Source organism: Siminovitchia fortis (genome assembly GCF_007681465.1).
Lineage (GTDB): Bacteria > Bacillota > Bacilli > Bacillales > Bacillaceae_C > Siminovitchia > Siminovitchia fortis.
In genome coordinates this window covers 1-439 of the sequence record NZ_VEKZ01000177.1, presented here as the reverse complement: position 1 = coordinate 439, position 439 = coordinate 1, and the positions used below count along the sequence as shown (strand labels likewise).

Annotated in this window: 1 pseudogene; it reads right to left on the bottom strand. The window is 42.8% G+C overall.

Annotated features, from left to right (window positions below):
* Positions 1–359, bottom strand: a pseudogene (locus tag FS666_RS19485) (group II intron reverse transcriptase/maturase); the annotation flags it as partial.
* Between the last annotated feature and the right edge of the window lie 80 nt (positions 360–439).

Below are 439 nucleotides of genomic sequence, written 5' to 3'. Positions count from 1 at the left end.
CTGTCTTTAATGGTCGGAATTCCTAATGGACGTTTCTTTCCGTCATCTTTAGGAATGTAGGTACGCAAGACAGGCTGCGGATGATATCGGTTCTCCTTTAGCTCAAGATAAAGTTCATTAAGAAATCTCTTCTCGCCATAGGACTCAATATCCTCCAGCGTCTGTAAGTCTACCCCGCCACTCCCTCGCTTTCTTTTTACTCTTTGCCATGCTTCCCACAAGATATCAGGTCGATAAATCTTATCATATAAGGCATGAAATCGGCGTGTTTTGCTTTCCTTGGCACAAAGGTATAATGTTTTCCAGAGTTCTTGAGCTTTTGCATGATTGGTGTAGTTAGCCATTTTCTTGGCATTCACTGACTCTTACCTCCTTTAAACATACGAACGAAGTAGGGTATTGGCTTGTGCCGTCCTTCCCTAGACAACGTTTTGTTGTC